Annotated in this window: 10 protein-coding genes; 2 read left to right on the plus strand and 8 right to left on the minus strand. The window is 51.3% G+C overall.

The genetic code is table 11. The features are described 5' to 3' along the window. Nucleotides 1-274: 274 nt before the first annotated feature. Nucleotides 275-1828: a hypothetical protein gene (locus PMI01S_RS00690; RefSeq protein WP_084317581.1), complete on the plus strand. Its 1554-nt coding sequence runs from the start codon at nt 275-277 to the stop codon at nt 1826-1828. A 103-nt stretch (nt 1829-1931) separates the two neighbouring features. After that, nucleotides 1932-2552: an HAD family hydrolase gene (locus PMI01S_RS00695; protein WP_084317582.1), complete on the plus strand. Its 621-nt coding sequence runs from the start codon at nt 1932-1934 to the stop codon at nt 2550-2552. A 111-nt stretch (nt 2553-2663) separates the two neighbouring features. On the opposite strand, the gene PMI01S_RS00700 is transcribed toward PMI01S_RS00695, so the two are convergent. From PMI01S_RS00700 to dnaA, 8 genes are all read right to left on the minus strand, one after another. Next, a complete protein-coding gene (locus PMI01S_RS00700; protein WP_084317583.1) occupies nt 2664-4493 on the minus strand; it encodes a TniQ family protein in 1830 nt (609 codons plus the stop codon). Nucleotides 4494-4572: 79 nt separating this feature from the next. Beyond that, nucleotides 4573-5514 (minus strand): TniB family NTP-binding protein, encoded by a 942-nt coding sequence (locus PMI01S_RS00705; protein ID WP_084317584.1) that lies wholly within the window; start codon nt 5512-5514, stop codon nt 4573-4575. Beyond that, nucleotides 5511-7466 (minus strand): TnsB C-terminal domain-containing protein, encoded by a 1956-nt coding sequence (locus tag PMI01S_RS00710; protein WP_084317585.1) that lies wholly within the window; start codon nt 7464-7466, stop codon nt 5511-5513. The genes PMI01S_RS00705 and PMI01S_RS00710 overlap by 4 nt, the downstream gene beginning before the upstream one ends. Beyond that, on the minus strand, nt 7447-8085 hold the full coding sequence (locus PMI01S_RS00715) for a TnsA endonuclease N-terminal domain-containing protein (RefSeq protein ID WP_084317586.1): 639 nt from the start codon (nt 8083-8085) through the stop codon (nt 7447-7449). The genes PMI01S_RS00710 and PMI01S_RS00715 overlap by 20 nt, the downstream gene beginning before the upstream one ends. A gap of 799 nt (nt 8086-8884) precedes the next feature. Further along, a complete protein-coding gene (gyrB, locus tag PMI01S_RS00720; RefSeq protein WP_031319202.1) occupies nt 8885-11302 on the minus strand; it encodes a DNA topoisomerase (ATP-hydrolyzing) subunit B in 2418 nt (805 codons plus the stop codon). Between the two features lie 5 nt (nt 11303-11307). Continuing rightward, entirely contained in the window at nt 11308-12411 is a 1104-nt protein-coding gene (gene recF, locus PMI01S_RS00725; RefSeq protein WP_084317587.1) for a DNA replication/repair protein RecF, read from the minus strand. Between the two features lie 20 nt (nt 12412-12431). After that, nucleotides 12432-13535 carry a DNA polymerase III subunit beta gene (gene dnaN / locus PMI01S_RS00730; RefSeq protein ID WP_017341709.1) on the minus strand — a complete coding sequence of 368 codons (1104 nt, stop codon included), beginning with the start codon at nt 13533-13535 and terminating at the stop codon, nt 12432-12434. A gap of 39 nt (nt 13536-13574) precedes the next feature. Beyond that, a complete protein-coding gene (dnaA, locus tag PMI01S_RS00735; RefSeq protein WP_008027554.1) occupies nt 13575-15095 on the minus strand; it encodes a chromosomal replication initiator protein DnaA in 1521 nt (506 codons plus the stop codon). Between the last annotated feature and the right edge of the window lie 318 nt (nt 15096-15413).

Below are 15413 nucleotides of genomic sequence, written 5' to 3' on the forward strand. Positions count from 1 at the left end.
ATGCTGTTTCCGCTTTTGACATAGGGCTTCAGCTCCTCCATCTCTTTTCTCTCTTGTGGTGAAAACCTTCAAGCTGCCTTATATCTGGATTGTCACCTCTTGGGCGAGAGCAACAGCCGGACGTATACCGCCAATCGCCGAGCCAACGGGATGAAAGTTCTAGTGCCTGATACACGTGTAAAGCTGGGCCATGTACCACGATTGCGATTTTGATACCTAGTACTGCGTGCCGTATTACCTAAAATGGCGGCACATTCATCAGAAGGACGGAACCGTGGTACTGACCGATCATAAAATGCCGACACTGGGCTACTTCAACAAGATGGTGTGTGATTGTTTGGGGCTATGGGCCAGCGATAATAACGACGTTACCTTCACGGTTCCCGCAACCGAAAAGAGCCGGCGCGCGGCTCTGCACGAAGCGTTCGAGGCTATAAAAAAAGCAGACGGTGTATACGGCTCGCTAAATGATTTGGTGGCCGTCACTACGCAAATCGCCCCCCAAGGAGCCACTCTTACCAAAAAAGACAGAACTGTTCATGCTTGGGTCCATGAGCTGGCCCATTCCGACTTTGGCTCGCATGATGAGTTTGTCGAGCTCGGGCAGTATATCGAAGCGTTGATAGAGGAGCGGTATACCCGCTTTGGCGTCTCGCAACTGGCGGTCTGCTTTTACCGCTCAGCGACGATGTACTATCGCGAATTCCTAAGAGAGTGCCCTGCCACCCAGGCGGGTCCTTTTCATCATTTTCTCGGCCAAACACTCACGCGTTTGGTCAGAACTCTGGTTGCCGAGTCCCCCGCAGGCACGATTTGGCCCTGCGCGACTCTGGCAGAGAGCCAGTGGCCCCTCGTCGACTTCCTTGACTCTGCCTTGAGCGAATGCGGTGTCTCCCGGCATAAGCTGTACCAGTTTCATCAAAGTGCCAAAACCCCGGATATAACCGACGCCGAGGTGTGGGCCCGCGACCTTAAATCAACGCTCACTGACACAAAGTCAAAACAGACCGTGGGGCGTTTCGCCAAAAACAACAAGATCAAGTTCTCCTGCGTATTCGACACCGTGCGGCCCCTGGCGTATCTGCTGAGAGACAAGGTCGATGAAAGTACGTTTTCGACCCAGGCCTTTTCGGCGTTCATCTGCCACAACCTCACCCTTCAGGTGCTCGAATGCGGAGCCACTGAACATTCCAAGCAAAGCGCTTCTTATCCGCAGCCAGGCACAGTGAGTAGCCTACTGCCAGTGACCGATACCTTGGACATGTTGTTTGAAAACGCTGACCCTGCGGATGGAGCCGTCATTGAAGCTTCGCTGGAAACTTATCGGCAATATGCAAAAACTCTCAGACTGTGGAGCAACCTTGCAGAGAGCGATACCCGCATTCCGACCGCCCTGGACTACTGGTACGGCCCGGCCTTTGACTCGCTAAGCGTCGACCGCTGGTATAACTGCACCCCAGCCTCGCCAGTGTGGATGAATGAATGGCGGGCAGCGGTGGAGGCTATGTCGTCAGGAAGCGATGACCTGGCACTCGAACATTTTCAGAATGCCTTAGCGGGCGCCAAATACACAGCTGGGCCGCTGTTCATTCCGCTTTACCTAGAGATTTGCGCATTCTGCAAACGCCAGTTCCAACGGCTACGCGCTAGCGGCGAAGAGGCAGAGTTCGACAGCCGATATGAGCCGCTGGGTGGGCAAGCCTCCAAGTACGCTGGCTTGATGGGATACACACCTGCACACTACCGAAACGCAGACACATTAATGCCGAGGATATTGTTGCGCTATAAAAACTCTCGCATTATTCGCAAGATAGATTCGCTGGTCTGACGTATAACCGCGCGCTGACATTAAGCCTGGAGGAGTCTATCATCGGTAATACGGTAAATATGCCGTCGCAACTAAAATCCCGTCCTAAAAGGGGTACTCTTGCATGCCCGTTTTGGCAGTTATATTTGATGCATTCGGCACGCTGGTAAAAATAGGTGTCGGAACAAATCCCTATCGGAAGATCCTAAAAATCGGGATCGAACAAGGTCGAAGACCCAAAGCCAGTGACGCGGAGGATCTACTGTCTATGTCAATGGACCTTAGACAAGCCGCCGAGTATTTCGGAATCACTGTTGAGAACAGGTACATGATTCGACTTGAGGAAGGGCTCCATGAAGAGTTGGCCAGCATCCAGGCTTATTCTGATGGAGTCGCTGCGGTGGCAGCTCTCCAGGCTGCTGGCGTAAAGGTCGCGGTTTGCTCCAATCTTGCCCAACCATATGCATCTGCAATCGAAAGGCTTTACCCACATCTGGATGGTTACGCCTACAGTTTTGCCATCGGAGCAATCAAACCATCATTCAAAATCTATCAGCATGTGACACAACTCGTTGGTGTGCTGCCTGGAGAATCGTGGATGATTGGTGATTCAAAGAGATGTGATTGCGATGGCCCCACAGAATTTGGTATGCATGGAGCCTATTTAGATCGGGCCGGTGGTGGGCACTTTGCGTCGCTACAGTCGTTTGCAGCAAAAATCCTGAAAACAAGAGATCAGACTTAAAAAAATAAGCCGGCTCTCAGTTGATCGGAAACTACATTCAAGATCAGATCATCTATTTGTTGATAAGGATAGTAACCATGCATCGGCAAGAAAAAATCATTCGCGTAACTTTCAAGGTTTTCCTGCTGTAGCAAGATAAGCCACTAATTTTTTACTCCGACGCCACACATATTGTCGGCAGCGGGCATTTAAAAGGCCAGGGCCCGCTACGGGAAAAAAACCTCCTTCTTGCAACTTGAATGTAATTCTTATTCTAGGTGCATTCAGAATCAGCGCAGCTTCTGGGGCGAAAATATAGTTTCGTTTAAAATGTTGTATCGCTTCGAGACTGACAACAAAGGCGGATCGTCGTGAACATTGAACTATGTCGCATCTCAACCAGCCAAGGCGTACCATTGCGTAAGCTACCTCTTCCTTGACACCTAACATTTTTGCTGCGTTGGCAACTGACATACCTTTCTCTTGAGATGAAATATTGACTAATATTTTATTTAGCACCAACTCATTCTGGCTAACCAGCCATTTACCCATGCTTATAATGTCTGAGTCTGCTCTGCAAAACGCAGATATTTCGCCAGACTGAATTGCTCTCACCAACTCCACTAACCCGCTCGATGTGGGCAGATAGTGCTTAGCAATCTGTGAGATAGTTAAAAAATCTTCGCCCGGACTTGTCAAAAACTCTAATGGCCTGAGCGCAACTATTGAATTGTAGTCAACCAACCACTTTTCTCCAGCACTCGGACAACCTCCAAAAAATCTAAGTACCCCAGCATCTATCAACTGCTCGATACGCTTCCGACTTAGGCTTAACAAACGAGACGTCTCTCGTAAATTAAGAGGTTCATGCCGAACCAAAGAAAGCTTACGAACTTCTTCGATATCAACCACCGCGACCGTTTTCCCACACGGGTACGTGAACTCTCGATCATCAAGCTCACCAGACAACCTCATCCTTCGGAGAAAGTTTTCAGGTAGCCCAACAGTTCGCGCCGCTTGATTGTATGGAAGCCAACGATGCGCAAGCAGCGTACATTCGCTTAAACGCCGGTTTCTTATAGCCAGCGGCCCTTCCCAGTACCGAATAACGTACTTTTCGAACTCACTACGAATAAAATCGTAGCACTGGTCGATTAACGACAAATATACATCGTTGTAAATCGGCCCAAATGCTAAACCTAATTTCCATGGATGACTAGAAGCCCTTTGCCTCTTTAAATCAGTGAGTAAACTATGAAACGTTTTAGGCCACCCCAAAAACATCTCGCCAGCAGCAACGGCTAAGTCAGGAGCCACATCCCGAAATACTGTTGTAACGACTATCATATTCATGAAACATTTAAGACTTATTACCCTTACTCCGAGGCGAATGGCTAAAAAGTTAAATTGTTGATATGTTAGTGAATCAATACCTTCTAAATTTTTGTCGCGACCGTGTCGAAGACGTTTTTCAAGTTCGGCCGAAATCCAATTTCTGAATTCGTCGACTAGCCTGTCTGGTTCCAACGTCTCAAATACAGGGTGCTGGCATTTATCACAGCACTTTGTGGTAAGGAGTTTTAGAGTAGATTTTTCTTGGCACATGGGACATTTATATACGAGGTTTACATTGTGGACTATGCAGGTCGTATAGAGCGTTAAATCCCATAATTCACGCCAATAAAATTCCCCTGCTAAGCAAACCGGGCAATACTTAATATTTATTAATGACCAGACATTCTGAATATTGAATTGTGGGGACCGAATTTCTAAGGCCACATCTTTCCAACTTACAGGCCTAATATCCTCATCTAGCCATTTACTCGCTTGTTCATCTGTGAGGTCTTTGAACAATTTTATAACTTCACCATTCCATAGACCATTACAATCCCCCAAGCGATGTAGATAACCAGATAAACTCTCATCGTGCTTAGGTGCAGGATTCACCAACAAATCAAACATAAATATTGTACCTATAGAACCTATCGAAAAAATGAAGCGATCATCAATGCCCGGTGATTACCACCGGGCATTGTTAGTCTTAAGCCGCGATAATGTCGAAGTTTTCGAAAGGTTCACGATCCCTAATCAATGGTTTGAAGTCGAACGCATCACTAAAGGGATTACGTTCCTCAGGCGCAGCACTCCATACTTCATCTTTAAACGCCTCACAAAGTATCGGAAGATTAATACCCTCTGCGTCTCGATGCTGCACCAACCAAACAGATCGATCTATAACTTTGATTAAATAGTCAATCAAACCAAACGAAGCCAGGTAAAAACGGCGGATCATTTCTTTGTCCGAAAAATTAATAGACGCCACCGGCAGCAATTCACGAATACCTTGGAGCAGCATCGCAAACTGTGTCCAACAGGACTCCGTCAGCATGAATCGGTTGTAATCAACCGTGGCAGAGAACCTTCGACGCAGTTGCTCGTTGGCCCAAAGCAGACCTTCAGTCCGCTTCAGGCCGACGAGCACGAAAGTAATACTAGTCTCGTTCATCATGCTCTTGATCCAATCTGCGGCTTCGTATGCATCATTACGCTTGTAATCCACGAGATGCTGCGCTTCGTCTAAAACGACCACCTCAACGCCAAGATTGCTTAAAAGTAGAATGATCCTTGCAAATTTCGTTTCTGCAGAGTGACTACGAGAGTCTGCGTAAGGGTCTTTCATCGCCGTCAGCATTGCCGTTGCCAGGTTTTTTTTGGTGGGAGAGGATGGAATTTCTACAATGAGTACAGAACGATGTACCCCCTCCTTTCTTTTTGCAGATTCCAACTCTCTAACATACTCTTTGATCAATGTACTTTTCCCCACACCACTTGGCCCTTGTATAACCAGTCCTTTGCTGGTCCCTGTCCGCCGCGTGTCTCCATGGACTTCAATCAGGCGGGTGAGGGCTCGCTCTGCTTGAGGGCTAAGGATGAAGTGGTGACGAAGGGAAAATTGGGCCAGGTTTTCTTTATAATTACTCATGATTTACTCCCCGTGTCTGGACGACGATAAGTAACTTTGAACGGTGTTGCGATACCGGTTGTAATCGGTTTGTCTAGCCAATCCATCTCAGCAGATACGGTTTGAGGCTTAGCTGCACGGATCTTCCAGCCGTCCTTATCTAACTTAGCGCGAGCTACTGCCCGACGTGTGCGTAGCTTTTGAGAACGGCGTGCCTGCTCGACATCATCTCTTATGTCGCGATAGCACTGGTGAACTTGCTCGAAACTAGGATTGAAGTTTCCACTCTCTTTAAGAGCTTTTTTTGCCGCTTTCAATAGTTCACGGCTCAGCCCGAGCATGCTTTTGTCCTTTATATGAACCTGCAAAAACACATTTCTAAAACGATCGTGAACCCAGACATGGTCAATCTCATCGCGATATCGAACACCTATTTTTTCTTTTGGTTTCAGCCGCGCTCTCAACTCTGAAAGTTCAGGGGAATGGTAACCATAACCGTCTATTTCAATACCATAATGATGTACCTGCACCAAACTTCGGCGTGCAAGAATACATTCAAGTGCGTCAGGATCAACGGGCAGCTTGATAAGTCGGCTTGCCTCACCGGAAGCCCATATTTGTGCAGGAGTCTTTTCGTTAAGACCTCGGTGGGGAGTTTGGTGGTAACCATCAACGATCCATTTCACGACGCTGGCTTCAAGCTGCGCGAGTGTGAAGCAAGCATGCTTCTCTGATTTATAATCACCCTTTTGCTGGATACTGGAAAAAGTCGTGCCTGGTAGGTTATGAATTAATCCCAGATTCTGAGTGCGGAAGAATCTTTCCACTGAACCTTTCAACTCTGGCCCCCTGGATCGAGGGTACATAATCTCGATACCTAGCTCGTTGAATCCAGCAATCAAATCGTCTGCATGGAATTCGGCGGCATTGTCAGGAACGAGTCGGGCGGGCAGCCCATGAGCACGCCACTCGTTCTGCACCTTAGGAAAGCGTTCTAAAAAAGCCGCCTTAGGACGAATGGAGCGCTCGATGACGCGCAGAACCGTCTCAGTGTTAGGGGCAGCTAAGTGAAGAAGATAGCCCATGATCATGCGGGAAAATTTATCCAGCACGACAGTGATGTAGGGGCGCCCAATCACCAACCCAGTTTCTTCGTCTACCAGCTGCACATCTAACTGGGTATGGTCGATCTCCCATCGATCCAAGATGCCGTCAACCACGAGCACTTCGCCCGCAACCCGGTGTTTTTTCTTCGCAGCATGCTTACCTATTCGATGTATATCCACCTCGTATGGGTCGAGCTTGGCAATGTACCTACGAACAGTCATAGAGCAAGGTTTGCTTAGCTGATCCGTTGGAAGGCGCAAAGCGTTTATCTCATCGACTCGTTTTAGATATTCCCCCACTACTACCGAAATTGTGTGCCGTTGTAATTGAAGATATATTTCATCTATCACATTTTTTAATATTTCTTCCAACTCACCAGATATTACGTTGGACCTCCCCTTTTCAGTATGTTTTGGAATAAGTTTTACAACACTTCCACCTACAAATCTTGAATACCATCTTCTAAGGGTAGAAACAGAAGGAATAGATTCATCTTCGAGATTGGCTGCGACCTGTGCTAATTTTTCTTTCAACGACTCTTTATTAGGTAAAACGGTATTGCCCTCCATTACGCCCTCTAGATATCTACGACGGCGTAAGGCTTCTTCACGGTGTTTCAAAGGGAAACAAGTCAGATCCGGGGCAACGTTCCTTACATGGGGAACCTCCCCTAGATAAGGTTGCTCTTCGCTAATTTCGATTTCCCGTCGTTCATAACCGAGCTGAAACTCATATTCGGTCAACGTAGTGGGTTCGCCCAATTCATCAAAGAAAAGCAAGCGTCTGTCGACTAGCCGTCTCTGAAGCGACATTGTCGTACCATTGATAACAACAACTAACTTCGCCTTAAGCAAAAAGGTTTGCATGGCGATGTCCTCCAGATAGAAAGACCGGTGTTTTGTGAGTCAGCGGCTTTTCCAAGTCGATACCGATGATGCACAGCCCTAGTAAACGCCAAGCTTCCATTTCTCCAAAAACTGACACGACTTCTCCAAACATCTGAGGTTCGTATTTATTCAATTCTAAAAAAACTTGGGCTTGATCAGAATGCGAGAGCAAAGGGCCACGTCGGTGATACAAAATGCTCCTTAAGTTTTTCGCCAGTGGTTCTCGCCAAATCTGACCATCCGTAACTACTGAAAAGCTTCGGTTAGTCGCAGAAAAGTGGACCTTGGCCGCATCCAACTTTTGCTTGACGCTGCTGATCAGAAGCTTTTTCTCTGGCTTCACTTCGAACCACCACTCTCCACCGTTTACAAGAAAAACGCGGAGATCAGGAACGTAATCTACGAACGAATCACCCAATCGAAACCTTTCCCGAGATGGCTGCACTTCATAGCGAAGGACGTCCGGGGATAGCTCGAGTAACCGAAAAAAACCTCCTTCCAGCTGTGACTCCCAGGCCACAGGATGACCATTTTTCAGAGAAGGGAAGTACCCCCTGAAATGACATGAGCTGCGAGTAACTACCTTACGTACTGCCATCGCACACCTCCATAGACGTGCACCGTCGCTGCACCTCGAAAGACGGGTGCAGGCCGGTAATCAAGGACTACAATCGACAGGCAACACTTTCCCGTCGAGCAGCCTCGATAAAGTCGAAATGATGGGAGGGGATTGACAAGAGCCGAAAAAAAGCTGAAATTGCGGTTTCCAAGCCTGCAATTCTGCTTCAAATCAGCGCGGTCAAAGCCCCTAGGTTTTGGTCGCGTTTTTACATTTCACACCTCCTGCGCTTCATTTTTCCTCTCTGGTTTTATAGCTAACATCATTTACGTTGCTTTCCGTTATACGGTTATCCTCTAAATGCGTTATCTCTAGAAATTCATGACTTGAGATTCGGCCTCAATCAATTTCAGTAAGGTTTTGATTTAACTATCAGAACAGTTTTTCACCTGAAGATTCAGGAATTAAATAGTATTCCAGCATGTTAGGAAAATCCATTACTCACACCAAAAATCCACATATTTTTTGACTTCGCTAACATATGGATGGTCTACCGATAAAACTAACAAGGTATAATGTACTTATACTTAAGCAACGCTGAAACCATCAAACCCATTATAATTCTAGTGCTATTTTTCATATCGCTTATAAATAAAATTGGTAAGTATTTTTCTGTTTAAATCACTGGCGCTAACTCTCTGGTACTTATTTGACCTTTTTCAAGTGCAAAAAAAGGCCCGCGTTAAGCGGGCCTTTTTTAATATGGTCATTAACCCTGGAGGTTGTAGAACCATTTATTTGTGAAAATACGCAACTATTCAGTGAACCTACAGCTGGATCAGAAGTCCAGGTTGGAAACTGCCAAGGCATTGCTTTCGATGAAATCACGACGAGGCTCGACCGCATCACCCATCAGGGTGTTGAAGATCTGGTCCGCGCCAATGGCGTCTTCGATGGTCACTTTGAGCATCCGGCGCTGGCTTGGGTCCATGGTGGTTTCCCACAGCTGATCCGGGTTCATTTCACCCAGACCTTTGTATCGCTGGATAGTGTGACGCTTGGTGCTTTCAGTCATCAGCCATTCAAGAGCTTCCTTGAACTCGGTGACTGGCTTCTTGCGCTCGCCACGCTGGATGTACGCGCCTTCGTCCAGCAAGCTGCTCAGCTGAGCGCCCAAAGAGACTACGGTCTTGTAATCGTTGCTGCCGAAGAAGTCGCGGTTGAAGGTGACGTAGTTCGACAGGCCGTGGGAGATCAACTCGACCTCTGGCAGCCAGACGTTACGTTCACGGTCTTCACGCAGGCTGGCTTTGTAGACCAGACCCGATTTCTCGACGGTACGCAGGCGAACTTCGTACTTGGCCAGCCAATCCTGCATCGCTGCGTGATCGGACAGCTGCTCCATGCTCACCGCTGGCAGGTAGATGAAGTGCTCGGTCAACTCCTGTGGGTACAGGCGCGACAGACGCTTGAGAGTCTTCATCACCAGACGGAAGTCGTTCACCAGGCGCTCGAGGGCTTCGCCGGAGATACCCGGGGCTTCTTCGTTCAAGTGCAGGCTCGCGTCTTCCAGGGCCGACTGCGTCATGTACTCTTCCATGGCGTCGTCGTCTTTGATGTATTGCTCTTGCTTGCCTTTCTTGACCTTGTACAGCGGCGGCTGGGCGATGTAGATGTAGCCACGCTCGATCAGCTCCGGCAGCTGACGGAAGAAGAAGGTCAGCAGCAGGGTACGGATGTGCGAACCGTCGACGTCAGCATCGGTCATGATGATGATGTTGTGATAGCGCAGCTTGTCGATGTTGTACTCGTCACGGCCGATGCCGCAGCCCAGTGCAGTGATCAAGGTGCCCACTTCTTGCGAAGAGATCATCTTGTCGAAGCGCGCCTTCTCGACGTTCAGGATCTTGCCTTTCAACGGCAGAATGGCCTGGGTCCGACGGTTGCGTCCCTGCTTGGCGGAACCGCCAGCAGAGTCACCTTCCACGAGGTACAGTTCGGAGAGGGCAGGGTCTTTTTCCTGGCAGTCAGCCAGTTTGCCCGGCAGGCCGGCGATGTCCAGCGCGCCTTTACGGCGGGTCATCTCGCGCGCTTTACGCGCCGCTTCACGGGCACGGGCCGCATCGATCATCTTGCCGACGACCAGTTTGGCTTCGTTCGGGTTTTCCAGCAGAAAGTCGGAGAAGTACTTGCCCATTTCCTGTTCGACCGCGGTCTTCACTTCGGAAGACACCAGCTTGTCTTTGGTCTGGGAGCTGAACTTAGGATCCGGCACCTTCACCGAGATGATCGCGGTCAAGCCTTCACGGGCGTCATCACCGGTGGTGGCAACCTTGTGCTTCTTGGCCAGGCCTTCAGCTTCGATGTAAGTGTTCAGGTTACGCGTCAGAGCGGAGCGGAAACCCACCAGGTGAGTCCCCCCATCGCGCTGCGGGATGTTGTTGGTGAAGCACAACAGGTTCTCGTTGAAGCTGTCGTTCCATTGCAGGGCGATTTCCACGCCGATGCCGTCTTCACGCTGAATGTTGAAGTGGAACACCTGATTGACTGGAGTCTTGTTGGTGTTCAGGTATTCAACGAACGCACGCAAGCCACCTTCGTACTTGAACAACTCTTCCTTGCCGCTGCGCTCATCCTTGAGGACGATGCCGACACCGGAGTTCAGGAAGGACAGTTCACGAATCCGCTTGGCCAGGATGTCCCAGCTGAAGTGAATGTTCTTGAACGTCTCAGCCGATGGCTTGAAGTGAATTTGGGTCCCCGTGGTTTCGCTTTCGCCAACGATCTTCATGGGTTCTTGCGGAACGCCATGGACGTAAGTCTGTTCCCAGATTTTGCCGCTGCGGCGAACAGTCAGGATCAGTTCTTTGGACAGTGCGTTCACTACCGACACACCCACACCGTGCAGACCGCCGGATACTTTGTAGGAGTTGTCGTCGAACTTACCGCCGGCGTGCAGCACGGTCATGATGACCTCGGCTGCCGAGACGCCTTCTTCTTTGTGCACGTCTACCGGGATGCCACGACCGTTGTCGCGAACGGTGATGGATTCGTCCGGGTGGATGATGATGCTGATGTCGTCGCAATGGCCGGCCAAAGCTTCGTCGATCGAGTTATCGACCACCTCGAACACCATGTGATGCAGACCGCTGCCATCGTCGGTGTCACCAATGTACATACCGGGACGTTTGCGTACGGCATCCAGGCCTTTCAGCACTTTAATGCTCGTTGAGTCGTACGTATTTTCTTCGCTCAATGCCTTCACTCCCGATGGTCGTGGGTCTGGGTGATACGGCCCTGTTCCACGTGGAACAGAGCGACTGGCGTTTCCGTCTGCCAGCCTTCCCTCAATAATTCGTGATCTACACAGGTGATAAACACCTGGCAGCGTAAGTCTTCCAGCAAGCGGCAAAGCGCGCGACGGTGGTGCTCGTCCAGTTCGGACGGCAAGTCATCCACCAGATAAATACACTGGCCGCGTCGGGCCTGGCTGACCAGATGCCCTTGAGCAATCCGCAATGCACAGACCACTAGCTTCTGCTGTCCGCGGGACAAGATGTCCGCGGCATTATGTGCGCCCAATCTGAGACGCAAATCAGCGCGTTGTGGTCCGGCTTGGGTATGACCCATTTGCTGATCCCGCTGAACGGACCCAGCGAGCACAGCGCTCAATTCGCGGTCCTTGTCCCAGCCTCGGTAATAGCTGAGCGTCAAACCCTCAAGCTCAACCAGTTCGCTCAAGGTCTGTTCAAAGACTGGTTTCAAGGCTTTGATATAAGCACGGCGGTATTCATCAATTTCAGCACTGGCCTGGCACAGTTCCCTGTCCCAAACCGCTTGCGAAACGGCGTCAAGTGTACCATGCCGCAGCCAAGAGTTTCTCTGGCGCAGGGCCTTCTGCAAGCGTTGCCAGGTAGACATGAATCGCGGTTCCACGTGGAACACGCCCCAGTCGAGAAACTGACGGCGGATCTTCGGTGCCCCCTCCAGCAAGCGGAAACTGTCAGGGTTGATCAGTTGCAGCGGCAAGATTTCAGCGAGTTGCGCAGCGCTACGGGCGTTTTGGCCGTCAATGCGAATCTGGAACTCACCCTGACGGTCACGGGATATCCCCAACGCGCTTTGCCCGCCCTCCGCCAGCTCAACCTGGCCAAACACTGTGCAGGCCAACTGCTCGTACTGAATCACCGGCAGCAGTCGGGTGCTACGAAACGAACGGGCAAGCCCCAGCAGGTGAATGGCTTCCAGAACACTGGTTTTGCCGCTGCCGTTGGCGCCGTAAAGAATGTTGATTCGGGGGGAGGGGGAGAAGGTCACCGGGTGCAGATTGCGCACCGCGGTGACCGAGACGCGACTTAAAGACATCTAGCTTCTGCTGAGCATGATTACAGACGCATCGGCATGACGACGTAGGCCGAGTCGTCGTTGTCCGATTCTTGCACCAGCGCACTGCTGTTGGAGTCGGACAAGATCAGGCGGACCTGTTCGGTGGTCATCACGCCCAGCACGTCGAGCAAGTAGCTCACGTTGAAACCGATTTCCAGGTTGCCGCCGTTGTATTCAACGCCGACTTCCTCTTCCGCTTCTTCCTGCTCCGGGTTGTTGGCCTGGATTTTCAGCTGACCATTGGCCAGTTGCAGACGGATACCGCGGTACTTCTCGTTGGACAGAATCGCGGTACGGCTGAACGCCTCACGCAATGCCTGGCGATCGCCGAGGACCAGCTTGTCACCGCCCTTCGGCAGAACGCGTTCGTAGTCAGGGAATTTACCGTCGACCAGTTTCGAGGTGAAGGTGAACTCGCCTGTGGTGGCGCGAATGTGATGCTGACCCAAAACGATGCTGACGATGCCGTCCGGCTCGGTCAGCAGACGCGCCAGTTCAAGGATACCCTTGCGCGGCACGATGACCTGGTGGCGATCCGGCTGACCGATGTCGGCCTGCATCGAGCACATGGCCAGACGGTGACCGTCGGTAGCCACGGCGCGGATGATACCGGCCGAGACTTCCAGCAGCATGCCGTTGAGGTAATAACGCACGTCCTGCTGGGCCATGGCGAAGCTGGTGCGCTCGATCAAACGACGCAGCTTGCTTTGCTCCAGGCTGCAGGTCAGCGAGCCCGGGCCTTCTTCAACAGTCGGGAAATCGTTGGCCGGCAGGGTCGACAGGGTGAAGCGGCTACGGCCAGCCTTCACCACCAGCTTCTGCTCATCGACCTTGATGTCGATCAGCGCATCGTTCGGCAGGCTTTTGCAGATATCCATCAGCTTGCGCGCAGGCACTGTGATGGAACCCGGATCCGCCGGCTCTTCGAGTTGCACACGACCGACCAGCTCGACTTCCAGGTCGGTACCGGTCAGCGACAGTTGCTGGCCTTCGACAACCAGCAGCACGTTGGAGAGCACCGGCAAGGTCTGTCGGCGCTCGACGACGCCTGCGACCAGTTGCAGGGGTTTCAACAGGGCTTCGCGTTGAATGGTGAAATGCATGGTCTAGTCCCTTGCCTTAATAAGCTGCGCTGGTATGCATCAAGTGGTCAGTGTACGCAGCAGGTTCTTGTAGTCCTCGCGGATGTCCGCGTCGGATTCCTTAAGTTCGTTGATCTTGCGGCAGGCGTGCAAAACGGTCGTATGGTCGCGGCCGCCAAACACATCGCCGATTTCCGGCAGGCTGTGGTTAGTCAACTCTTTGGACAACGCCATGGCAACCTGACGCGGACGAGCGACCGAGCGCGAACGACGCTTGGACAGCAGGTCGGAAATCTTGATTTTGTAGTACTCGGCGACGGTGCGCTGAATGTTATCCACAGAGACCAGTTTGTCCTGCAATGCCAACAGGTCTTTCAAGGATTCGCGGATCAGCTCGATGGTGATATCGCGGCCCATGAAGTGCGAGTGGGCGATCACGCGTTTCAGCGCGCCTTCCAGCTCACGGACGTTGGAACGAATACGCTGGGCAATGAAGAACGCCGCATCGTGGGGCAGATCGACTTTGGCCTGGTCGGCCTTTTTCATCAGGATCGCTACACGGGTTTCCAGCTCCGGCGGCTCGACGGCAACCGTCAGGCCCCAACCAAAGCGGGATTTCAGGCGTTCTTCAAGACCTTCGATTTCTTTAGGGTAGCGGTCACTGGTGAGAATGACCTGCTGGCCACCTTCGAGCAAGGCGTTGAAGGTGTGGAAAAACTCTTCCTGAGAACGTTCCTTGCGGGCGAAGAACTGAATGTCATCGATGAGCAACGCATCCACCGAACGGTAGAAGCGCTTGAACTCGTTGATCGCATTCAGTTGCAGCGCCTTGACCATGTCGGCCACAAAGCGCTCCGAATGCAGGTACACCACCTTGGCATTCGGGTTCTTCTTTAATAGATGGTTACCCACAGCGTGCATCAAGTGGGTTTTACCCAAGCCAACGCCGCCATAAAGGAAGAGCGGGTTGTAACCGTGCTTGGGATTGTCCGCTACCTGCCAGGCCGCCGCGCGGGCCAGCTGGTTGGACTTGCCTTCGACGAAGTTCTCGAAGGTGAACGTGCGGTTCAGGTAGCTGGTGTGCTTGAGCGCACCTTCGACCTGCACCGTGCGCTGCTCGGAACGCACCGGAGCCTGTTGAGAACTCGCACCGGCCATCGGGTCGAAACTGTCGCGCGATGGTTCTTCACTGACTTCGGCAACTTTCTGTGTCGAACGCTTGGTCGGTGTAGCCGTAGGGGCAGGTGCCGGAGCACTGACAGGCGCTTGCGCCGCCTGTGCCTGGGATGCGGCGGCAGCCAACGGCGCATTCGGAGCGGCACGCGGCGCCGAACTGCGTTTGCTGCCTATTAATAAGGAGAGCGCAGGCGCCATGCCGTTGCCATGCTCATCAAGCAGTTCAAGGACGCGGCCCAGGTACTTTTCGTTGACCCAGTCGAGAACAAAACGATTCGGCGCGTAAACACGCAACTCGTCGCCTTCGGCTTCGACCTGTAGTGGACGGATCCAAGTGTTGAATTGTTGGGCAGGCAGCTCATCGCGCAAAAGCTCCACGCACTGCTGCCAAAGTTCCACTGACACGGATATCCCCTAAGTTGAAAGCCGGTGAGGCAAAAACAAGCGGCCATTGTAGCGGCCAGACGCCGACTTATCCACACGTAGGTGGGTCACCGACCAAGAAGAATCAACGATTTATACGCAAAAAAGACGACCAATGGTCTGTGCATAAGCTCTGTGGATAACCGACCTTGAGGTCGTTGTACAAGTGGGGTCGAAACTCGGTGGATAACCAGCCTGTGGATAACCCCCCCTTTCACACACAGCTTATCCGACAGCGCAGCACAGGCTGACCACCGTTTTCCACTGTAGTTGTCATTCTCTGTACATCACGGAATAGAA

The sequence above is a fragment of the Pseudomonas migulae NBRC 103157 genome (assembly GCF_002091715.1).
In the GTDB taxonomy this organism is placed as follows: Bacteria; Pseudomonadota; Gammaproteobacteria; order Pseudomonadales; family Pseudomonadaceae; genus Aquipseudomonas; species Aquipseudomonas migulae_A.